Origin of the sequence: Jejuibacter sp. L23 (genome assembly GCF_050815825.1) — a bacterium.
Lineage (GTDB): Bacteria > Pseudomonadota > Gammaproteobacteria > Enterobacterales > Enterobacteriaceae > Jejubacter > Jejubacter calystegiae.
On sequence record NZ_CP138199.1, the window covers coordinates 5,249,289 to 5,269,690 of the forward strand.

Consider the following 20,402-nt stretch of genomic DNA (forward strand, 5'->3'; position numbering starts at 1 on the left):
AGCCGGGCGACGAATGCCACCCGGCGGGGGAAATTACAGCAGCGCGTTCACGCTTTCATGCACCTGAGCAGGCCAGACGCCGCACTGTACCTGTCCGATATGCGGCAGTTGCAGCAGCAGCATCACCAGCCGCGACTGACCAATGCCACCGCCAACGGTCTGCGGCATCTCACCGGCCAGCAGGCTCTGGTGCCACAATTGCTGAAGACGATCTTCATCACCGGTCAGCTTAAGCTGACGCTTCAGGGTTTCGGCATCCACCCGGATCCCCATCGATGAGATCTCAAAGGCGTCTTCCAGAATCGGGTTCCATACCAGGATATCGCCGTTCAGCCCGGCAAAACCGTCCGCCGTCGGCGTGGTCCAGTCGTCATAATCCGGCGCACGCACGTCGTGGCGCTGACCGTCCGCCAGCTTGCCGCCAATGCCAATCAGAAATACGGCGCCCAGTTCACGGGCAATAGCGCGCTCGCGGCCTTTACCGTCCAGATCCGGAAAACGGCGCTGCAACTCTTCGCTGTGAACAAAGTGGATCTGCGCTGGGAGGAACGGCGTCAGGCCAAACTCGCGACTCACTTCGGCTTCAGTAGCCCGAATCGCCTGCCACAGGGTTTCAACCGTCTGCTTCAGGGTACCAAGGTGACGTTCGCCGTCGCCCATAACCCGCTCCCAGTCCCACTGATCGACATACACCGAATGTACCGGAGAAAGCCGGTCTTCATCGGGACGCAGCGCTTTCATATGGGTGTAGATCCCTTCACCGGCGCCGAAGTCATGTAGCCCCAGGGTTTTACGCTTCCACTTAGCCAGCGAGTGAACCACTTCGAACTGGGCTTCTGGCAGCGCCTTTACTTTCACCTGCACCGCCTTTTCACAACCGGACAGATTGTCCTGGGTGCCATCACCCACCTGACTCAGGATGGGAGCCTGCACTTCCAGCAGACCCAGCTTCTCTTCCAGTTGGCGGGAGAAGTGGGATTTAACGAAACTGATTTGGCGTTGTTTTGCGATCCAGGTGGATTTCATGGTCTTTGCTCCTGTCTTCAATAGAGACGATTAAGCAACAAAACCCACCATACATTCAATATTCACCATTAAAAAAGCCGATATCTATTATAATCCACTAATTATAACCTACTAAAAATGAACATCATTCAATATCCATAAGGAAAAGCGATGGAAAATTATCAGATCGACAATCTGGACCGCGGCATCCTGACGGCGTTAATGGAAAATGCCCGCACTCCCTATGCCGAACTGGCCAAACAGTTTGGCGTTAGCCCCGGGACCATCCATGTGCGGGTAGAGAAGATGAAGCAGGCAGGTATCATTACCGGCGCACGCATCGACATCAGCCCAAAACAACTGGGCTACGATGTCTGCTGTTTTATTGGCATCATCCTGAAAAGCGCCAGAGATTATCCGGCGGCGCTGGCAAAGCTGGAAAGCCTGGATGAGGTAACGGAGGCGTACTACACCACCGGCCACTACAGCATCTTTATTAAGGTGATGTGTCGCTCTATCGACTCCCTGCAGCAGGTACTTATCAACAAGATCCAGACCATTGATGAGATCCAGTCTACCGAGACGCTGATCTCCTTACAGAACCCGATTATGCGTACCATTACCCCCTGAGAGGCTAAATTTAATACCCATGTTGTCCACAGGTAGATCCCATCACGTACACAGCGTACAATGGCGGCGTTTTGATTAACGACGGGACGTTGTAATGGCGGATATCACCCTGATTAGCGGCAGCACGCTGGGCAGCGCTGAATATGTTGCGGAGCATCTGGCGGAAAAGCTGGAAACTGCGGGCTATACCACTGAAACCTTGCATGGTCCCGCGCTTGCGGATCTTTCCCTGACGGGGACCTGGCTGGTGGTGAGCTCCACGCATGGCGCAGGCGATCTGCCGGATAATCTTCAACCGCTATATGACGAACTCAGCTCGGCGCGTCCGGATCTTAGCGCGCTACGTTATGGCGCTATCGGTATTGGCAGTAGCGAATATGACACCTTCTGCGGTGCTATAGAGAAGTTCGATACGCTGCTGAGCGATCTGGGGGCTCACCGTACTGGCGAAATCCTGAAGATCGACATCCAGCAGCACGACATTCCGGAGGATCCGGCGGAAGCCTGGCTGGGATCCTGGCAAAAATTGCTGTGAGAATTGTAAAGATCGTACGATCTTCTGTGGATAACTATGCTTAAAAGCTCGGATTAAGCGGTAGTTATCCAATGTACAACCGCAGTTCAGTTTTTGTCCTGTGTATAAACTCCCATTTTGATCCCAGCTTATACGGTTCGGGATCACCGATCATTCACAGAAAAGGATCCTTCTTAATTGCATGATCCTTCTGGGAAGATCCTGCTTATCCACAGGATCGGTCGATCCTAATAAGAGATCACAATAGAACAGATCCAATATATAAAGATCTTCTTTTTAATAAGCGACTATCCCAACACTTTCTCGGGAGTCTAAAGTTGAGTAGAATTCCCGCCCCGGGGAGCTCCCAACCCAATGCGCAACACCGCGAGGCAGTTAAACATGTTTTATCCGGATCCTTTCGACGTCATCATCATTGGTGGAGGCCATGCCGGCACTGAAGCCGCGATGGCCGCCGCTCGTACGGGCCAACAGACCCTGCTTTTGACGCACAATATCGATACTCTGGGGCAGATGTCCTGTAACCCGGCGATCGGTGGAATCGGAAAGGGACATCTGGTTAAAGAAGTTGATGCACTTGGCGGACTAATGGCACGTGCCATCGATCAGGGCGGTATTCAGTTCAGGATACTAAACGCCAGCAAGGGACCAGCCGTCCGCGCTACCCGGGCACAGGCCGATCGCGTGCTCTACCGCCAGGCTGTACGCACCGCGCTTGAGAATCAACCTAACCTGATGATCTTTCAGCAGGCCGTTGACGATCTGATCGTAGAAAACGATCGCGCCGTCGGTGTGGTAACTCAGATGGGGCTGAAGTTCCGGGCAAAAGCGGTTGTGCTAACGGTCGGGACCTTCCTGGATGGCAAAATTCATATCGGTATGGGTAACTACAGCGGTGGACGTGCAGGCGATCCGCCATCCATTCCGTTGGCGCGTCGCCTGCGTGAGCTACCGCTGCGCGTAAGCCGTCTTAAAACCGGTACGCCACCACGTATCGACGCTCGCACCATCGATTTCAGCGTGCTGGCACCGCAGCATGGCGATAACCCGCAACCGGTCTTCTCTTTCCTGGGGAACGCCAGCCAGCATCCGCAGCAGGTGCCCTGTTATATCACCCACACCAACGAAAAAACCCATGAGGTGATTCGTAACAACCTCGATCGCAGCCCGATGTACGCCGGAGTGATCGAAGGCGTGGGGCCGCGTTACTGCCCGTCCATTGAAGACAAGGTCATGCGCTTTGCCGATCGTAATGCTCACCAAATCTTCCTTGAGCCGGAAGGGCTGACCAGCAACGAAATTTACCCGAACGGTATCTCCACCAGCCTGCCGTTCGACGTCCAGATGCAGATTGTGCGTTCCATGAAAGGCATGGAGAACGCGAAGATCGTGCGTCCGGGCTATGCCATCGAATATGACTTCTTCGATCCTCGCGATCTGAAGCTGACCCTGGAGAGTAAACACATCCAGGGGCTGTTCTTCGCCGGACAGATCAATGGCACTACCGGCTACGAAGAGGCCGCGGCCCAGGGGCTGTTGGCGGGGCTGAATGCCTCCCGCTATTCTGCCGACAAAGAGGGCTGGGCACCGGCTCGCGCCGAGGCTTACCTTGGAGTGCTGGTGGATGACCTTTGCACGCTGGGGACCAAAGAGCCCTATCGCATGTTTACTTCTCGTGCTGAATACCGTTTGATGCTGCGCGAAGATAACGCCGATCTGCGTCTGACCCCCATCGGCCGCGAGCTGGGACTGGTCGACGACGAACGCTGGGCCCGTTTTAACCAGAAAGTCGAGAATATCGAGCGTGAACTTCAGCGCCTGCGGGATACCTGGGTGCATCCGGGCACGGCAGCCGGTGAGGCCGTCAATGCACAGGTGAATTCACCTCTTTCCCGGGAAGCAAACGGCGAGGATCTGCTTAAGCGTCCGGAAATGACTTACCAGAAGCTGACCACGAATGCGCCTTTCGCTCCGGCGCTGGAAGACGAACGGGCGGCGGAACAGGTTGAGATCCAGGTGAAATACGCGGGCTACATTGCACGCCAACTGGATGAGATTGATAAGCAGCAGCGCAACGAGAACACCGTGCTGCCGACCGACCTTGATTATCACCAGGTGACGGGGCTGTCCAATGAAGTGATCGCCAAACTGAACGATCACAAGCCGGCTTCTATTGGCCAGGCGTCGCGGATCTCCGGCATCACTCCGGCGGCGATCTCCATTCTGCTGGTATGGCTGAAAAAACAGGGGATGCTGCGCCGCAGCGCCTGACGGATTATCGACGGTATGGGTAAGGGGAACCTTACCCATTTTTTATTGGATATAACCATGCTGAATAAACTCGAACAGCTACTGGCCGCAGCGGGCATCGAACTTCCCGATCATCAAAAACTGCAACTGGTGGACTATGTTGGTCTGCTGCACAAGTGGAACAAAGCCTACAATCTGACCTCGGTACGCGATCCGAAGGAGATGCTGGTGCGCCATATCCTCGATAGCATTGTGGTGGAGCCCCATCTGCAGGGGGCTCGCTTTATCGATGTGGGCACCGGTCCGGGATTACCGGGGATTCCGCTGGCAATCGTCCGCCCCGATGCTCACTTCACCTTACTCGACAGCCTGGGCAAGCGGGTACGTTTTCTGCGTCAGGTGCAGCACGAACTGGGATTGGAAAACGTGACGCCGGTTCAGAGTCGGGTGGAAGAGTGGCCGGCCGAACCGCCATTTGACGGCGTGATTAGCCGGGCTTTCGCTTCGCTGAATGATATGGTGAGCTGGTGTCACCATCTGCCGGGGGAAGAGGGCGCTTTCTATGCCCTGAAAGGCGTGCGTCCCGATGACGAGATATCGTCACTGCCTGCCAGCGTCAGCGTTCAGCAGGTGGTCAAACTGGATGTTCCCGAGCTGGATGGCGAACGTCATCTGGTGATAATCAGAGCAAATAAAACTTAATATTTATCAAAAAAAGTGTGATTAACAGGCGCTACATTTGGTGGAAAATTATACGGTGTTGGTTTGTTATGGTTGGTTACATTTAACCTCACAACAACAAAGGTTTTCCTGCCGATTAACGTAGCGTTTTTTGCTAACACAGAATAATAATCAACATGGAAAATATCAGGGCGCTATAAATTTGGCAGGCTAATTTAAAATGAGATGTTAAATGTTGGTTTTAAATGTCAATGGGATGATTTCTGCTTGTTTAGCCCTGTTTAAATAACAATAGAATAAAATTATCTTTTTTATCAGTAGGATGAGTTTTTGTACCGACGACGCATTGCTTAAAAAGTTTACAGTAAAAAGTGCGTTATGTGATCAATTGCACGTTTTGTTGTCAGTCGATTCCGCTTTTTTGCACTTTTGAATGAGCCCGCGGGGTTTCTGTAAAAGTTTGGAAAATGGGCGCCTGAAAATTTTTTAAATAATTATTCACCTTTTTGCTACTTATGGTTTGAAATCACGAGGCCGCACCGTATAATTTGACCGCTTTTTGAAGCTTGACTCAGAGCCCCAAAGACAGTTTTATACGACACGCGGCATACCTCGAAGGGAGCAGAAGTGGAGAACCTATGTCCGTGTCGCTCATGAATAGAAACGTGGCCCGCAAGCTTCTGCTTATTCAGTTACTGGCAATTGTCGCAATCGGACTGCTGTTTTGCCTGAAAAGTCCCTTTTGGGGCGCTTCCGCGTTAGGTGGAGGCATGGCAGTCTGGCTGCCGAATGCGCTGTTTATGATTTTTGCCTGGCGCCACCAGGCTCACACCCCCGCTAAAGGCCGCGTGGCCTGGTCCTTCGCATTGGGCGAAGCGGTGAAAGTGGTCGTGACTTTTGTCCTGCTGGTGGTGGCGTTGGCTGGTTTTAAGGCGGCATTTTTGCCGTTGATCGTGACCTGGATATCGGTGCTGGTGGTACAGATGCTGGCGCCAGCTGTAATTAACAACCAAGGGTAAGAGGCATCATGTCTGCAGGAGAAATCTCAACCCCGCAGGACTACATCGGGCACCATCTGAATAACCTTCAGATTGACCTGCGTACGTTCTCGCTGGTGGATCCGCATAACCCCCCGGCCACATTCTGGACGCTTAACATTGACTCTATGTTCTTCTCTGTGGTTCTGGGTCTGTTGTTCCTTTGGCTGTTCCGTAAGGTAGCTAAAGGCGCCACCAGTGGCGTTCCGGGGAAATTCCAGACGGCGGTCGAACTGGTTGTCGGCTTTGTCAATAACAGCGTCAAGGATATGTATCACGGCAAGAGCAAGGTGATTGCGCCGCTGGCGTTAACCATCTTCGTCTGGGTGCTACTGATGAACCTGATGGACCTGCTGCCTATCGACCTGCTGCCTTATATTGGCGAGCACGTATTCGGGCTGCCGGCTCTACGCGTGGTTCCCTCTGCGGACGTCAACATTACCCTGTCGATGGCGCTGGGCGTATTTATCCTGATTCTTTTCTACAGCATCAAAATGAAAGGCGTGGGCGGCTTTACCAAAGAGCTTACCCTGCAGCCGTTCAACCACTGGATCTTCATCCCTGTGAACCTGATCCTGGAAGGCGTAAGCTTGCTGTCCAAGCCGGTTTCTCTCGGCCTGCGACTGTTCGGTAACATGTACGCCGGCGAGCTGATTTTCATTCTGATTGCAGGCCTGCTGCCGTGGTGGTCACAGTGGATTCTGAATGTGCCATGGGCCATTTTCCACATCCTGATCGTTACGCTGCAGGCTTTCATATTCATGGTTCTGACGATTGTCTATCTGTCGATGGCGTCTGAAGAGCATTAATTTTACACAACACTACTGCGTTTAAACTGAAACAAACTGGAGACTGTCATGGAAAACCTGAATATGGATCTGCTGTACATGGCTGCCGCTGTGATGATGGGTCTGGCGGCAATCGGTGCTGCGATCGGTATCGGCATCCTCGGGGGAAAATTCCTGGAAGGCGCTGCGCGCCAGCCTGATCTGATTCCTCTGCTGCGTACTCAGTTCTTTATCGTTATGGGTCTGGTGGACGCAATCCCGATGATCGCTGTGGGTCTGGGTCTGTACGTGATGTTTGCGGTCGCGTAACTCGCGCGTTGCTGTCATTAGAGTATAGATAGATACGCAATATCAGAACGTTAACTAATTAAGAGGCATTGTGCTGTGAACCTTAACGCAACAATCCTCGGCCAGGCCATCGCGTTTGTCCTGTTTGTTCTGTTCTGCATGAAGTATGTATGGCCGCCGATTATGGCTGCCATTGAAAAACGTCAGAAAGAGATTGCTGACGGTCTTGCTTCCGCAGAGCGTGCCAAAAAGGATCTTGACCTTGCACAGGCCAACGCGACCGACCAGCTGAAAAAGGCGAAGGCGGACGCCCAGGTGATTATTGAACAGGCTAACAAACGCCGTTCTCAGATCCTGGACGAAGCAAAAGCCGAAGCAGAGCAGGAACGTAACAAAATCGTGGCGCAGGCTCAGGCTGAAATCGACGCCGAACGTAAGCGCGCTCGCGAAGAACTGCGTAAGCAGGTTGCTGTGCTGGCCGTGGCTGGCGCCGAGAAGATCATTGAACGTTCCGTGGATGAAGCTGCTAACAGCGACATCGTGGATAAACTGGTCGCTGAACTGTAAGGAGGGAGGGGCTGATGTCTGAATTTATTACGGTAGCTCGCCCCTACGCCAAAGCAGCTTTTGACTTTGCTGTCGTTCACCAGAGCGTCGATCGTTGGCAGGACATGCTGGCGTTTGCCGCCGAGGTATCCAAAAACGAACAAATGACAGAGCTTCTCTCAGGTGCCCTGGCACCTGAAACGCTCGCTAATTCGTTTATCGCCATCTGTGGCGATCAGCTGGACGCTAACGGCCAAAACCTGATTCGGGTGATGGCCGAAAATGGGCGTCTGGTTGTGCTTCCGGACGTACTTGAAGAGTTTCTCCGGTTACGCGCAGCCCAGGAAGCGACCGTGGAGGTCGATGTCACCTCCGCCAGCCGGCTTAGCGAAGAGCAGCTTTCGAAGATCGTCAGCGCTATGGAAAAACGTCTGTCACGCAAAGTGAAGCTGAATTGCAAAATTGATAAGTCTGTAATGGCAGGTGTCATCATCCAGGCGGGTGATATGGTCATTGATGGTAGCGTACGCGGCCGTCTTGAGCGCCTGGCAGACGTCTTGCAGTCTTAAGGGGACTGGAGCATGCAACTGAATTCCACCGAAATCAGCGAACTGATCAAACAGCGAATTGAACAGTTCAATGTTGTGAGCGAGGCTCACAACGAAGGTACTATCGTTTCCGTCAGTGACGGAATCATCCGCGTACACGGCCTGGCCGATGTTATGCAGGGTGAGATGATCTCCCTGCCGGGGAACCGCTACGCTATCGCACTGAACCTGGAGCGCGACTCCGTTGGTGCGGTTGTTATGGGTCCTTATGCGGATCTGGCCGAAGGCATGAAAGTAAAATGCACCGGTCGTATTCTGGAAGTTCCGGTAGGCCGTGGTCTGCTGGGCCGCGTTGTTAACACCCTGGGTGCGCCGATTGACGGTAAAGGGCCTGTCGATAATGACGGTTTCTCTCCGGTTGAAGCCATTGCGCCGGGCGTTATTGAGCGTCAGTCCGTCGACCAGCCGGTTCAGACCGGTTATAAGTCTGTCGATGCTATGATTCCAATCGGCCGTGGTCAGCGTGAGCTGGTCATCGGTGACCGTCAGACCGGTAAAACCGCGCTGGCCGTCGATGCCATTATCAACCAGCGTAACTCCGGCATTAAGTGTGTCTACGTCGCTATCGGCCAGAAGGCGTCCACCATCTCTAACGTGGTGCGTAAGCTGGAAGAGCACGGCGCGCTGGACAACACCATCGTGGTTGTCGCAACTGCGTCTGAATCCGCCGCACTGCAGTACCTGGCGCCGTATGCCGGTTGTGCGATGGGCGAATACTTCCGCGACCGCGGTGAAGACGCGCTGATCGTTTATGACGATCTGTCCAAGCAGGCCGTTGCTTATCGTCAGATTTCCCTGCTGCTGCGCCGCCCGCCTGGACGTGAAGCATTCCCGGGTGACGTATTCTACCTCCACTCTCGTCTGCTGGAGCGTGCTGCTCGCGTTAACGCCGAGTATGTAGAAGCTTTCACCAAGGGTGAAGTGAAAGGCCAGACCGGTTCTCTGACCGCTCTGCCGATCATCGAAACCCAGGCGGGCGACGTTTCTGCATTCGTACCGACCAACGTTATCTCCATTACCGATGGTCAGATCTTCCTGGAATCCAGCCTGTTTAACTCCGGTATTCGTCCGGCGGTTAACCCGGGTATCTCGGTATCCCGTGTTGGTGGTGCAGCCCAGACCAAGATCATGAAGAAACTGTCCGGTGGTATCCGTACCGCACTGGCGCAGTATCGTGAACTGGCAGCGTTCTCGCAGTTCGCTTCCGACCTGGATGATGCAACGCGTAAGCAGTTGAATCACGGCCAGAAAGTGACCGAGCTGCTGAAGCAGAAGCAGTATGCACCGATGTCCGTTGCTCAGCAGTCTCTGGTTCTGTTTGCCGCTGAACGTGGCTACCTGGAAGACGTTGAGATCGCGAAAGTAGGTAGCTTCGAAGCTGCGCTGCTGGCTTATGTTGATCGCGATCACGCGGCCCTGATGCAGGAAATCGACAAGACTGGCGGCTACAACGATGAGATCGAAGGCAAGCTGAAAGGCGTCCTCGATTCCTTCAAAGCAACTCAGTCCTGGTAATGGTCTGGCGGTTCGCGTAATGCGGACCGCCAGGCTTTGAGGAGAAGCTCATGGCCGGCGCAAAAGAGATACGTAGTAAGATCGCAAGCGTCCAGAACACGCAGAAGATCACTAAAGCGATGGAGATGGTCGCCGCTTCCAAAATGCGTAAATCGCAGGAGCGTATGGCGGCCAGCCGTCCTTATGCCGATACCATGCGTAAGGTGATTGGTCACCTTGCTAACGGTAATCTGGAATATAAGCATCCTTACCTGGAAGAACGCGAGGTGAAGCGCGTAGGTTACCTCGTGGTCTCTACCGACCGTGGACTGTGTGGCGGTCTGAACATTAACCTGTTCAAAAAGCTGCTCGGCGAAATGAAGACGTGGTCCGACAAAGGCGTTCAGAGCGATCTGGCGCTGATTGGCTCTAAGGGCGTCGCGTTCTTTAACTCCGTTGGCGGTAATGTGGTTGCCCAGGTGACAGGCATGGGGGATAACCCTTCCCTGTCTGAACTGATCGGCCCGGTTAAGGTTATGCTGCAGGCCTACGACGAAGGCCGTCTGGACAAGCTTTATATTGTCAGCAACAAATTTATCAACACCATGTCCCAGGAACCGACCATCACTCAACTGCTGCCGCTGCCTGCGGCGGAAGACGAGGAACTGAAGCGTAAGACCTGGGATTATCTGTATGAGCCGGATCCGAAGGCGCTGCTGGATACCCTGCTGCGTCGTTATGTGGAGTCCCAGGTTTATCAGGGCGTGGTGGAAAACCTGGCCAGCGAGCAGGCTGCCCGTATGGTGGCGATGAAAGCCGCAACCGACAACGGCGGAAACCTGATTAAAGAGCTGCAACTGGTGTACAACAAGGCTCGTCAGGCCAGCATTACTCAGGAACTCACCGAGATCGTCTCGGGGGCCGCCGCGGTTTAACCAGGTTTACGAATTACGTAGAGGATTCAAGATGGCAACTGGAAAGATTATCCAGGTAATCGGCGCCGTGGTGGACGTCGAGTTTCCTCAGGATGCCGTACCTAAGGTGTACGACGCTCTTGAGGTCATTAATGGTAACGACAGGCTGGTGCTGGAAGTTCAGCAGCAGCTGGGCGGCGGCGTGGTACGTACCATCGCTATGGGTTCTTCCGACGGTTTGCGTCGTGGTCTGGAAGTGAAAGACCTTGAGCACCCGATCGAAGTACCGGTAGGTAAAGCGACCCTGGGTCGTATCATGAACGTACTGGGTCAGCCGATCGATATGAAAGGCGACATCGGCGAGGAAGAGCGTTGGGCGATTCACCGCGAAGCGCCGAGCTATGAAGAGCTCTCCAACTCTCAGGAACTGCTGGAAACCGGTATCAAAGTTATGGACCTGATTTGCCCGTTCGCGAAGGGCGGTAAAGTCGGTCTGTTCGGTGGTGCGGGTGTTGGTAAAACCGTAAACATGATGGAGCTTATTCGTAACATCGCGATTGAGCACTCCGGTTACTCCGTGTTTGCGGGTGTGGGTGAGCGTACCCGTGAAGGTAACGACTTCTACCACGAAATGACCGACTCCAACGTTCTGGACAAAGTATCCCTGGTGTATGGCCAGATGAACGAGCCGCCGGGAAACCGTCTGCGCGTGGCACTGACCGGTCTGACCATGGCTGAGAAATTCCGTGACGAAGGCCGCGACGTTCTGCTGTTCGTCGATAACATCTACCGTTATACCCTGGCTGGTACTGAAGTATCCGCACTGCTGGGTCGTATGCCTTCCGCGGTAGGTTACCAGCCGACGCTGGCGGAAGAGATGGGTGTCCTGCAGGAGCGTATTACCTCCACCAAGACTGGCTCCATCACCTCCGTACAGGCGGTATATGTACCTGCGGATGACCTGACTGACCCGTCTCCGGCAACCACCTTTGCGCACCTTGACGCAACCGTGGTACTGAGCCGTCAGATCGCGTCTCTGGGTATCTACCCGGCCGTTGACCCGCTGGACTCCACCAGCCGTCAGTTGGATCCGCTGGTTGTGGGTCAGGAGCACTATGACGTTGCCCGTGGCGTGCAGTCTATTCTGCAGCGCTATCAGGAACTGAAAGACATCATCGCCATCCTGGGTATGGATGAACTGTCTGAAGAAGATAAGCTGGTGGTAGCCCGCGCACGTAAGATTCAGCGCTTCCTGTCCCAGCCGTTCTTCGTGGCGGAAGTTTTCACCGGCTCTCCGGGCAAGTTCGTATCCCTGAAAGACACCATCCGTGGCTTTAAAGGCATTATGGACGGTGAGTACGATCACCTGCCGGAACAGGCTTTCTACATGGTCGGTACCATTGAAGAAGCCGTGGAAAAAGCCAAGAAACTTTAACGCCTTAATCGGAGGGTGATATGGCTATGACTTACCACCTGGATGTCGTCAGCGCAGAGCAGCAGATGTTCTCTGGTCTGGTCGAGAAAATCCAGGTTACAGGCAGCGAAGGTGAACTGGGTATCTACCCGGGCCACGCGCCGCTGCTTACCGCCATTAAGCCTGGTATGATCCGCATCGTGAAACAGCACGGCAACGAAGAGTTTATTTACCTCTCCGGCGGTGTTCTGGAAGTGCAGCCCGGCGCCGTAACGGTGCTGGCTGACACTGCGATCCGCGGTCAGGATCTCGATGAGGCGCGGGCGATGGAATCGAAGCGTAAAGCAGAAGAGCATATCCGTAATTCGCACGGCGACGTCGATTACGCGCAGGCCTCTGCCGAACTGTCCAAGGCTATCGCGAAACTGCGTGTTATTGAGCTGACCAAAAAAGCGATGTAACTCAGGCTTAAAAAGTAAAATGCCAGCCAGGGCAACCCGGCTGGCATTTTTTATGGCTATCAGTCAGGACTTCACCAGAAAATCCGCGGTATCAAAGCTGCCATCGGCCTTACGCAGCAGCGGCTCCGGCAGCGCCAGCGACTGATACTGGTCAGGCGTCAGCGTTCGACCATCGGGGGCGCGGCTTTCTCCGTGCTTAATAAAGACGTTACCGCTGTCGATATTTCCGGTGACCGCATCGTCATAGCGCCCCGGGCTGCTGCGCAGCGAAAGATTATCCTGGAAATGCCCCTGGGTTTGCGGTCCGCCATAGGGGCTGGGTCGGAAGATAAAGTTAAAGCGCCGGTTGTCCACCGCCACGTTATTCACCACCTGTAGCGGGCCGGGGTTAAAGTTATCGCTAAAGCCGTCCAGGTGATTGCCGATGGCGATGCTGTTACGGATCTGGTGCGCCACTGGCTGGCCTTCTCCGCCCAGTTTAAAACCGTTACTGGTATTATTACGGGCGATGGAGTTCTCAATAATCACCGCGCCGTTAGGGCCATCCTCAATCTTGTTAAAGAGATCGTAACCGTCATCGATATTCCCCCAGGCGTAACAGCCCTCCAGTCGGTTTCCCTCGCCTACCCGCATCTTCACCGCAAAACCGTCAGCATTAATTTTTCCGGGATCTTCGTTTTGGTACGAGGTGGAATTGACGATACGGTTATAGCTGGCCCAAAGCGGTCGGCCGATTCCCGGCGGTGAGGATATCTGAATGCCGGTATCGCTGTTATGGTAAGCGGTCACTCGCTCTATCAGGTTATGACTGCCCTGAATGCGCAGGCTGTTATCGGTAATGTCGATATCCCGGATCTGCCAGTAGCTGGCATTCAACAGCATGCCGTGAATCACAACCTTTCCCTGGCCTTCCAGATGTTTCTCCCTGCCGGGAAGTCCGCTGACCTGAAGCGGTAGCGTTATCCGGGGATAGTGACCAGCGGCCAGGATCACCTTGCCGCCTGGTGCAACCAGGTTAATAGCGCTGGCCAGATCCAACGGTGACTGCGGCGTGCCCGGATTATCGGCTGCCCCTTCCGGCGAGACATACAGCGTATCCGGTACCTGGAGCGGCAACAGGTTCAGCGTTTTTCGAACCGGTTTATGTCGCGTGTCATCGGGGGTAAAGGTGAGGCTTAGTGTCGTTTGCCCTTTTAGTGGGATGCTATGGCGAAACATCTTCCCGGCTTTTACGCCCTTTTGTTCCCCGATCACCACTTCCCGTTCCAGCACCCGGAAATCGCCGTCATAGTTGGCCCTGGCCTGAATCACGTAGTCGGAAGATGAGCTCTGTTCTGATGAGGCTAATTGCATCACCAGCGGCCAGGTTTTGGGCTGCCAGTCAGGCGAAGTGACGGTTTGCGCCGGAGAGGTGGTTAGTGAGGCATCACTAATGGTTATTCTGGCATTTCGGGCAGCGAAGAAACCCAGATGGTAAGCGTGAGGATCCTGAACGGTAACGATATCGGCCGGGGACACTTTCTGCATAACCCATTTATCACTGCCCTCCGGTGCCCAACCGGCGATAAAACCGGTGTCGGTACGTACTAACTTCATCCGGAAGCGCGGCGTTTGTTGGATGTCGATTCCCTGCTGGTAGCTGATTCGTGTGATATCGGCACCGGCATTCCCCCAGGGGCGGCTGACGCCCTGGCGTCTGATGGCCTGTAGCTGCACACGGTGATGATCTTTCCGGTCCTGAGTCATAATGGCGTTCATCATCATGTTCGACGCTGCCGGAAACTCTTCATAGCCCTCTTTCAACGGCTGCTGACGTGGAGGACCCAGAATATCGCGCACCATCAGGCCCGCGCCTTCCTGGGCCGCCGGACGGGCGCCGTTTTCCGGGCCAAACTGCTCTACGGTGACCAGGGCTTCAAGGCTAAAGTTGCTACCTGCCGGTAGCGTGGTATAGAAAAAGGTCAGGCCGTCGTGGGTATTGGCTATTTTCCCCCCGCGGCTTTCAATGGTCACCGGCTGCGACAGATCGGCATACATTGTTGGGGTTAACACCCTGCCATTAATTTCTACCTGATTGATACCTGTTTTGGCGGGCAGTACGTTAGAGGAAAAGTTGATATCGGTTGACTGCCCAAAGGTGATGGCCTGCCATTCTCCCGGGGCTGCCTGCGCCATCAGCGGTAACCAGCAGAGGGCTGCAACCAGCGAATATGTAGACGCCATGTGTTTCTCCTGAAAAAATCTGGCATCATTATGCTTAAAAATGAAACGATGTTTCTTTTATTTTCATCACAGTTATCCATACTGAAAATGATAAATAGCGAGCTGATACTTTATTTTTTTTGGGAAAAAAGTCTGAATGCCGTGGTTTCGCGACATTTCACTGATGCAAGGGTACTTTTTTGTCCGTCATACACCTAAACTAGGAACAGCTACGAAAAAGAGCGTGTTTCTGGCCGCAATATGGCCTTTTTTTCGCCGCCCCGTTTTTACATGCAAAATATGTAGAAGTTTCAGGGGGAAACCGTTTTACTTTTCACTCTATTCAAAGTCAGGACGCGTATGTCAAACAGTGCGATGAGCGTGGTGATCCTTGCAGCCGGTAAGGGCACCCGTATGTATTCCGATCTTCCTAAAGTGCTGCATACCCTTGCGGGCAAACCGATGGTGCAGCATGTCATCGACGCCGCCGGGGAACTGGGCGCGCGTCAGATTCACCTGGTTTATGGTCACGGAGGCGATTTGTTGAAGCAGACGCTGAAAGATGATGCACTGAACTGGGTACTGCAGGCGGAACAACTGGGCACCGGCCATGCCATGCAGCAGGCGGCACCGTTCTTCGCTGATGATGAAGATATCCTGATGCTTTACGGCGACGTGCCGCTGATCTCAGTGGATACCCTGGCGCGCCTGAGGGAAGCGAAACCGCAGGGCGGTATTGGCCTGTTGACCGTCGAGCTGGCCGATCCCACCGGTTATGGCCGCATCACCCGTGAAAATGGCCGGGTGACTGGTATCGTTGAACATAAAGATGCCAGCGACGCTCAGCGCCAGATTAATGAAATCAACACCGGCATTCTGGTGGCCAGTGGCGCTGACCTGAAGCGCTGGCTGGGGCAACTGGATAACAACAATGCCCAGGGCGAATTTTATATCACCGATATCATCGCCATGGCTTACCAGGAAGGTCGTGAGATAGCTGCGGTTCACCCCCAGCGACTCAGTGAGGTTGAAGGGGTCAATAACCGCCTGCAGCTCTCCAGGCTGGAGCGGGTTTATCAGGCCGAGCAGGCGGAAAAGCTGCTGCTGGCAGGCGTGATGCTGCGCGATCCCCAACGTTTCGATCTGCGCGGTACCCTGACGCACGGTCGGGATATTGAGATCGATGCTAATGTGATTCTGGAAGGCCAGGTGACGCTGGGCTGCCGGGTTAAGATTGGCGCCGGTTGCGTGATTAAAAATAGCACCATTGGCGATAACTGCGAAATCAGCCCCTATACCGTGGTGGAGGATGCCCATCTGGAGGCTGACTGTACTATCGGGCCGTTTGCGCGTCTGCGCCCTGGCACCGAGCTGGCGGAAGGGGCCCACGTGGGCAACTTCGTCGAAATGAAAAAGGCGCGACTGGGTAAAGGTTCTAAAGCCGGGCATTTGTCCTATCTCGGTGATGCCGAGATTGGTGATAACGTGAATATCGGCGCAGGCACCATCACCTGTAACTATGATGGCGCTAACAAGCATAAGACTCTGATTGGCGATGACGTTTTTGTGGGGTCCGACACCCAGTTGGTGGCGCCGGTCAGTGTGGCGCGCGGCGCGACAATTGGTGCGGGAACCACGGTTACGCGCGATATCCAGGAAAATGAACTGGTCATCAGCCGGGTGAAGCAGACCCATATCCAGGGCTGGCAGCGTCCGGTGAAGAAAAAATAATTTTTACCCCTCTCCATCAGGGAGAGGGGGGCAGTACTTATAAAAATAACCCCACTCTCTACAAAGGCTCGGGGCCCGGAAAAACCGGAATAACAGGTCAGCGACAACGCAGGCGGAAACGCCTTGATCAAGGAATTAATACGATGTGTGGAATTGTTGGCGCGGTCGCGCAACGTGATATTGCTGAAATCCTTCTCGAAGGGCTACGTCGTCTGGAATACCGGGGCTATGACTCCGCCGGGCTGGCAGTGGTTGATGCGCAGGGTAATATGACCCGCCTGCGCCGTCTGGGCAAAGTGCAGGCGCTGACGCAGGCTGCGGAAGAGCATCCGCTGCATGGCGGCACCGGTATTGCGCATACCCGTTGGGCGACTCACGGCGAACCGTCGGAAGCGAATGCTCACCCGCATGTTTCCGGCCATATCGTGGTGGTACACAATGGCATTATCGAAAACTATGAGCCGCTGCGCGAAACTCTAAAAGCGCGCGGTTATCAGTTTATCTCTCAGACCGATACCGAAGTTATCGCTCACCTGGTCCACTGGGAAATGGAGCAGGGTGGCAGCCTGCGCGACGCGGTTCTGCGGGCGATCCCACAACTGCGCGGCGCTTATGGCACCGTCATTATGGATACCCGTAATCCGGATACGCTGCTGGCGGCCCGTTCGGGTAGTCCGCTGGTGATTGGCCTGGGCGTCGGCGAAAACTTTATCGCTTCCGACCAGCTGGCTCTACTGCCGGTGACCCGTCGCTTTATGTTCCTGGAAGAGGGCGATATCGCGGAAGTGACCCGTCGTAGCATCACCGTCTTCGACCGTTCTGGCGAACCGGTAACGCGCGAAGAGGTGGAATCTAATCTGCAGTACGATGCCGGCGATAAAGGCGGCTATCGTCACTATATGCAGAAAGAGATCTATGAGCAGCCGAACGCCATTAAAAGTACCCTGGGCGGGCGTATCAGCCATGGTGCTATCGATCTCAGTGAACTGGGTCCGGACAGCGACGAACTGCTGTCTAAGGTTGAGCATATCCAGATTGTAGCCTGTGGTACCTCCTACAACTCCGGGATGGTTTCCCGCTACTGGTTTGAAGCCATGGCTGGAGTATCCTGTGATGTGGAGATCGCCTCTGAGTTCCGCTATCGCAAGTCGGCTGTGCGTCGTAACAGCCTGATTATCACCCTTTCCCAGTCCGGTGAGACCGCCGATACCCTGGCGGCGCTGCGCCTGGCGAAAGAGCTGGGTTACCTGGGATCGCTGGCAATCTGTAACGTGCCCGGCTCTTCGCTGGTGCGTGAGTCGGATCTGGCTTTAATGACCAAAGCGGGCACCGAGATTGGCGTGGCTTCTACCAAGGCCTTCACCACCCAACTGACCGTGCTGCTGATGCTGGTGGCGAAAATCGGTCGTCTGAAAGGTGTGGATCCGAAGATAGAGCACAATATTGTGCACGCGCTACAGACCCTGCCCAGCCGCATTGAGCAGATGCTGGCCCAGGACAAGCGGATCGAATCCCTGGCGGAAGACTTCTCTGACAAGCACCATGCGCTGTTCCTGGGGCGCGGCGATCAGTACCCCATCGCGCTGGAAGGCGCGTTGAAGCTGAAGGAAATCTCCTATATTCACGCAGAAGCCTATGCCGCTGGCGAGTTGAAGCACGGCCCGCTGGCGCTGATCGACGCCGATATGCCGGTTATTGTGGTCGCGCCGAATAACGACCTGCTGGAGAAGCTGAAGTCCAATATCGAAGAGGTGCGCGCCCGCGGCGGTCATCTCTACGTCTTTGCCGATGAGGATGCCGGTTTTGTGGACAGTGAAACCATGCACATCATCCAGATGCCGCACGTGGAAGAGGAGATCGCGCCTATTTTCTACACCGTGCCGCTACAGCTGCTGTCCTACCATGTCGCGCTGATTAAAGGCACCGATGTGGACCAGCCGCGTAATCTGGCGAAGTCGGTAACGGTTGAATAATCGGTTATCGTCCAGTGAAAGCCCGCCGTGAATGGCGGGTTTTTTTACTTTATTTTGCTACTCAACTGACTGATTTCCTGTTTCAGTGAGCTGATTTCACGGGCGCTGCTCTCCTGACTGCGCTTTAAGGCCTCATTTTCCCGGGAAAGGCCGTCTATCTGCTTGCTAAGGCTGCTGGTTTCTTTTTTCATATCATCCAGTTGGCGTTTCATATTTTCGCCTGATTGCTTGCCGGTATCCTCTATCTGACGCTTTAAGTCATCCCGATCGCGTTTCAGTTGTTCCACATCATTTTGGGTCTGTTTTAATGACTCTATGCTCGGGTTATCGATGGTATTTAAATGGATGATGCCATTCATATCGTCCCTGCCGTCGGTGGTTACCAACTGCGAACCCATGGATGGAGAGCCTGAGAATTGCAGATTGTTTTCGGCACTGGCGCAAAGTGGAACCATCAGACAGAGTATGCTGGTACCGACGAGTAATGATTTAAACATATTTCACCCTTCCTTTTTTGTGGATAACGAAAAGTATAAATTCAAACTGTGTCGTTTTTAGGGAGACTTTATGGAGTCGTCGATACCTGTCTCATCCACGCCAACCTGCCTGCTGTCATAAAACTGTCATAATTCGTACATGTTGCTGTCACCAAACTGTCCTATTTTGTCCATGCAGTCACCTGAGAGCCTGGCGTGGACGACAAAGCAATGAGCACAGGCTCCTTACACAGCAAATGATGACTCTTGCAGGAGACACTATGAACGTTATGCGTACCACCGTCGCTACTGTTGTCGCCGCGACCTTCTCTCTGAGCGCGTTTTCCGCTTTTGCGGCAGCCAGCCTGACTGGCGCGGGCGCCACCTTTCCTGCTCCGGTGTATGCCAAATGGGCCGACAGCTATCAGAAATCCACGGGGAATAAAGTGAACTATCAGGGGATTGGCTCCTCTGGCGGCGTGAAGCAGATCGTCGCGCATACCGTTGATTTTGGTGCTTCCGACGCCCCTCTCTCCGATGAAAAATTGCAAAATGATGGCCTGTTCCAGTTCCCGACCGTTATCGGCGGGGTGGTAATGGCGGTTAACCTGCCAGGCGTTCAGTCCGGCCAGCTGACGCTGGACGGCAAAACCCTGGGTGATATTTATCTGGGCAAAATTAAGAAGTGGAACGATCCGGCCATTGCGCGGCTGAACCCGGGCATTAAGCTGCCTGAGCAGAACATTGCCGTCGTACGTCGCGCTGACGGTTCTGGTACTTCCTATGTCTTCACCAGCTATCTGTCTAAAGTGAATGAAGAGTGGAAGTCGAAAGTCGGCGCCGGTACCACAGTGAAATGGCCGACCGGTCTGGGTGGTAAAGGCAACGACGGCATCGCCGCCTTTGTTCAGCGTTTGCCTGGCGCCATTGGCTTTGTTGAGTATGCCTACGCCAAGCAGAACAACCTGGCCTATACCAAACTGATTTCGGGTAATGGTCAGCCGGTCAGCCCAACCGAAGAGAGCTTCTCTAAGGCGGCTGAAAGCGCGGACTGGAGCAAAACCTTTGCCCAGGATCTGACCAATCAGACCGCCGAAGGCGCATGGCCAATCTCTTCCGCCACCTTTATTCTGGTGCATAAGGATCAGAAGAAGCCGGAGCAGGGCACAGAAGTACTGAAGTTCTTCGACTGGGCCTATAAAAATGGCAGCGATGAAGCCAAAGCGCTGGATTACGCCACCCTGCCGGAAAGCGTGGTTGAGCAGGTTCGCGCAGCGTGGAAGACCAGCGTTAAGGACAGCAGCGGTAACCCGCTGTATAAATAAGTTTTTCCAGAAGGCCGGTACGCCGGCCTTCAAAACTGATTAAG

The 20,402-nt window shown here is 54.2% G+C and carries 19 protein-coding genes; 16 read left to right on the forward strand and 3 right to left on the reverse strand.

Features of this window, described 5'->3' with window-relative positions:
* Positions 1 to 33: 33 nt before the first annotated feature.
* Positions 34 to 1,026 (reverse strand): aspartate--ammonia ligase, encoded by a 993-nt coding sequence (gene asnA / locus SCU88_RS25000; protein ID WP_175341349.1) that lies wholly within the window; start codon positions 1,024 to 1,026, stop codon positions 34 to 36.
* A 150-nt stretch (positions 1,027 to 1,176) separates the two neighbouring features.
* Here asnA and asnC point away from each other — a divergent pair, with 150 nt between their 5' ends.
* From asnC to SCU88_RS25065, 13 genes are all read left to right on the forward strand, one after another.
* Positions 1,177 to 1,635, forward strand: coding sequence for a transcriptional regulator AsnC (gene asnC, locus SCU88_RS25005; RefSeq protein WP_138095036.1), 459 nt, complete (start codon positions 1,177 to 1,179; stop codon positions 1,633 to 1,635).
* A 94-nt stretch (positions 1,636 to 1,729) separates the two neighbouring features.
* Positions 1,730 to 2,170, forward strand: a complete 441-nt coding sequence (gene mioC / locus SCU88_RS25010) for an FMN-binding protein MioC (protein ID WP_175341348.1) — start codon at positions 1,730 to 1,732, stop codon at positions 2,168 to 2,170.
* Positions 2,171 to 2,551: 381 nt separating this feature from the next.
* The gene (gene mnmG / locus SCU88_RS25015) at positions 2,552 to 4,441 is read left to right on the forward strand and encodes a tRNA uridine-5-carboxymethylaminomethyl(34) synthesis enzyme MnmG (protein WP_175341347.1); all 1,890 of its coding nucleotides are present in this window, start codon (positions 2,552 to 2,554) and stop codon (positions 4,439 to 4,441) included.
* Positions 4,442 to 4,498: 57 nt separating this feature from the next.
* Positions 4,499 to 5,122, forward strand: coding sequence for a 16S rRNA (guanine(527)-N(7))-methyltransferase RsmG (rsmG, locus tag SCU88_RS25020; RefSeq protein WP_175341346.1), 624 nt, complete (start codon positions 4,499 to 4,501; stop codon positions 5,120 to 5,122).
* 617 nt (positions 5,123 to 5,739) lie between these two features.
* On the forward strand, positions 5,740 to 6,120 hold the full coding sequence (atpI, locus tag SCU88_RS25025; RefSeq protein ID WP_175341345.1) for a F0F1 ATP synthase subunit I: 381 nt from the start codon (positions 5,740 to 5,742) through the stop codon (positions 6,118 to 6,120).
* 8 nt (positions 6,121 to 6,128) lie between these two features.
* Positions 6,129 to 6,947 carry a F0F1 ATP synthase subunit A gene (gene atpB, locus SCU88_RS25030; protein WP_138095041.1) on the forward strand — a complete coding sequence of 273 codons (819 nt, stop codon included), beginning with the start codon at positions 6,129 to 6,131 and terminating at the stop codon, positions 6,945 to 6,947.
* A gap of 48 nt (positions 6,948 to 6,995) precedes the next feature.
* The gene (atpE, locus tag SCU88_RS25035; protein WP_000429386.1) at positions 6,996 to 7,235 is read left to right on the forward strand and encodes a F0F1 ATP synthase subunit C; all 240 of its coding nucleotides are present in this window, start codon (positions 6,996 to 6,998) and stop codon (positions 7,233 to 7,235) included.
* Positions 7,236 to 7,310: 75 nt separating this feature from the next.
* Positions 7,311 to 7,781 (forward strand): F0F1 ATP synthase subunit B, encoded by a 471-nt coding sequence (gene atpF, locus SCU88_RS25040; protein ID WP_138095042.1) that lies wholly within the window; start codon positions 7,311 to 7,313, stop codon positions 7,779 to 7,781.
* 14 nt (positions 7,782 to 7,795) lie between these two features.
* Positions 7,796 to 8,329 (forward strand): F0F1 ATP synthase subunit delta, encoded by a 534-nt coding sequence (gene atpH / locus SCU88_RS25045; protein ID WP_138095043.1) that lies wholly within the window; start codon positions 7,796 to 7,798, stop codon positions 8,327 to 8,329.
* 12 nt (positions 8,330 to 8,341) lie between these two features.
* The gene (gene atpA, locus SCU88_RS25050) at positions 8,342 to 9,883 is read left to right on the forward strand and encodes a F0F1 ATP synthase subunit alpha (RefSeq protein ID WP_138095044.1); all 1,542 of its coding nucleotides are present in this window, start codon (positions 8,342 to 8,344) and stop codon (positions 9,881 to 9,883) included.
* A 50-nt stretch (positions 9,884 to 9,933) separates the two neighbouring features.
* Positions 9,934 to 10,797, forward strand: a complete 864-nt coding sequence (gene atpG, locus SCU88_RS25055; RefSeq protein WP_138095045.1) for a F0F1 ATP synthase subunit gamma — start codon at positions 9,934 to 9,936, stop codon at positions 10,795 to 10,797.
* 31 nt (positions 10,798 to 10,828) lie between these two features.
* Entirely contained in the window at positions 10,829 to 12,211 is a 1,383-nt protein-coding gene (atpD, locus tag SCU88_RS25060) for a F0F1 ATP synthase subunit beta (RefSeq protein ID WP_138095046.1), read from the forward strand.
* A gap of 20 nt (positions 12,212 to 12,231) precedes the next feature.
* Positions 12,232 to 12,651, forward strand: a complete 420-nt coding sequence (locus SCU88_RS25065; RefSeq protein WP_175341344.1) for a F0F1 ATP synthase subunit epsilon — start codon at positions 12,232 to 12,234, stop codon at positions 12,649 to 12,651.
* A gap of 63 nt (positions 12,652 to 12,714) precedes the next feature.
* On the opposite strand, the gene SCU88_RS25070 is transcribed toward SCU88_RS25065, so the two are convergent.
* Positions 12,715 to 14,874, reverse strand: coding sequence for a right-handed parallel beta-helix repeat-containing protein (locus SCU88_RS25070; protein ID WP_175341343.1), 2,160 nt, complete (start codon positions 14,872 to 14,874; stop codon positions 12,715 to 12,717).
* 339 nt (positions 14,875 to 15,213) lie between these two features.
* On the opposite strand from SCU88_RS25070, the gene glmU reads away from it, so the two are divergent.
* Together glmU and glmS are read left to right on the forward strand one after the other, a co-directional pair.
* Entirely contained in the window at positions 15,214 to 16,584 is a 1,371-nt protein-coding gene (gene glmU, locus SCU88_RS25075) for a bifunctional UDP-N-acetylglucosamine diphosphorylase/glucosamine-1-phosphate N-acetyltransferase GlmU (RefSeq protein ID WP_175341342.1), read from the forward strand.
* A 143-nt stretch (positions 16,585 to 16,727) separates the two neighbouring features.
* Positions 16,728 to 18,557 (forward strand): glutamine--fructose-6-phosphate transaminase (isomerizing), encoded by a 1,830-nt coding sequence (gene glmS, locus SCU88_RS25080; RefSeq protein ID WP_175341341.1) that lies wholly within the window; start codon positions 16,728 to 16,730, stop codon positions 18,555 to 18,557.
* A gap of 44 nt (positions 18,558 to 18,601) precedes the next feature.
* Here glmS and SCU88_RS25085 read toward each other — a convergent pair whose 3' ends face one another.
* Entirely contained in the window at positions 18,602 to 19,054 is a 453-nt protein-coding gene (locus SCU88_RS25085) for a hypothetical protein (RefSeq protein WP_175341340.1), read from the reverse strand.
* 260 nt (positions 19,055 to 19,314) lie between these two features.
* On the opposite strand from SCU88_RS25085, the gene pstS reads away from it, so the two are divergent.
* A complete protein-coding gene (gene pstS / locus SCU88_RS25090; protein WP_175341339.1) occupies positions 19,315 to 20,358 on the forward strand; it encodes a phosphate ABC transporter substrate-binding protein PstS in 1,044 nt (347 codons plus the stop codon).
* Positions 20,359 to 20,402: the final 44 nt, after the last annotated feature.

Coding starts and splice junctions, on each gene's coding strand:
- asnA (WP_175341349.1), bottom strand. CDS start 1,026: ATGAAATCCACCTGGATCGCAAAACAACGCCAAATCAGTTTCGTTAAA.
- asnC (WP_138095036.1), top strand. CDS start 1,177: ATGGAAAATTATCAGATCGACAATCTGGACCGCGGCATCCTGACGGCG.
- mioC (WP_175341348.1), top strand. CDS start 1,730: ATGGCGGATATCACCCTGATTAGCGGCAGCACGCTGGGCAGCGCTGAA.
- mnmG (WP_175341347.1), top strand. CDS start 2,552: ATGTTTTATCCGGATCCTTTCGACGTCATCATCATTGGTGGAGGCCAT.
- rsmG (WP_175341346.1), top strand. CDS start 4,499: ATGCTGAATAAACTCGAACAGCTACTGGCCGCAGCGGGCATCGAACTT.
- atpI (WP_175341345.1), top strand. CDS start 5,740: ATGTCCGTGTCGCTCATGAATAGAAACGTGGCCCGCAAGCTTCTGCTT.
- atpB (WP_138095041.1), top strand. CDS start 6,129: ATGTCTGCAGGAGAAATCTCAACCCCGCAGGACTACATCGGGCACCAT.
- atpE (WP_000429386.1), top strand. CDS start 6,996: ATGGAAAACCTGAATATGGATCTGCTGTACATGGCTGCCGCTGTGATG.
- atpH (WP_138095043.1), top strand. CDS start 7,796: ATGTCTGAATTTATTACGGTAGCTCGCCCCTACGCCAAAGCAGCTTTT.
- atpA (WP_138095044.1), top strand. CDS start 8,342: ATGCAACTGAATTCCACCGAAATCAGCGAACTGATCAAACAGCGAATT.
- atpG (WP_138095045.1), top strand. CDS start 9,934: ATGGCCGGCGCAAAAGAGATACGTAGTAAGATCGCAAGCGTCCAGAAC.
- atpD (WP_138095046.1), top strand. CDS start 10,829: ATGGCAACTGGAAAGATTATCCAGGTAATCGGCGCCGTGGTGGACGTC.
- SCU88_RS25065 (WP_175341344.1), top strand. CDS start 12,232: ATGGCTATGACTTACCACCTGGATGTCGTCAGCGCAGAGCAGCAGATG.
- SCU88_RS25070 (WP_175341343.1), bottom strand. CDS start 14,874: ATGGCGTCTACATATTCGCTGGTTGCAGCCCTCTGCTGGTTACCGCTG.
- glmU (WP_175341342.1), top strand. CDS start 15,214: ATGTCAAACAGTGCGATGAGCGTGGTGATCCTTGCAGCCGGTAAGGGC.
- glmS (WP_175341341.1), top strand. CDS start 16,728: ATGTGTGGAATTGTTGGCGCGGTCGCGCAACGTGATATTGCTGAAATC.
- SCU88_RS25085 (WP_175341340.1), bottom strand. CDS start 19,054: ATGTTTAAATCATTACTCGTCGGTACCAGCATACTCTGTCTGATGGTT.
- pstS (WP_175341339.1), top strand. CDS start 19,315: ATGAACGTTATGCGTACCACCGTCGCTACTGTTGTCGCCGCGACCTTC.